The sequence below is a fragment of the Bacillus sp. JJ1566 genome (assembly GCF_036962685.1).
GTDB lineage: Bacteria > Bacillota > Bacilli > Bacillales > Bacillaceae_L > Ferdinandcohnia.
The window spans coordinates 51,966-52,322 of record NZ_JBALOP010000040.1; the positions used below are offsets into that span (position 1 = coordinate 51,966).

Below are 357 nucleotides of genomic sequence, written 5' to 3' on the forward strand. Positions count from 1 at the left end.
AAATTTGGATACTCTTGATCAAAAAATAAATGGGGAAATAAAAACAGACATTCATATTCCGCTTGATAGAATTGAAAGCTGGAAAAAACAATTTGCTTAATGCTTTATAAGAAGGTTAAAGCAAGTAATAATAGAAAGGATTTATACAATGTGGAGAACAATATTAATTTTATTAATTATCATTTTTTTAGCTAGTATATATTCCCCGGTATTATTACTCGCTTTCTTTTTATTGTTTTTTATTTATAGTATTAAATTTTTAGATAAAGCATTCCTATTATATTGTTATTTACTAAGTTTTAATGGAGTTATAAGACTTTTTAATCTTGAAAATCCTGTTTCAGCTTCATTCATTAC

1 protein-coding gene is annotated in these 357 nt (G+C 24.1%); it reads left to right on the top strand.

The genetic code is table 11. From position 1 onward, the window contains the following. Window positions 1–148: 148 nt before the first annotated feature. A partial coding sequence (locus V7112_RS15650; RefSeq protein WP_335421427.1) for a hypothetical protein occupies window positions 149–357 on the top strand: 209 nt, incomplete at its 3' end.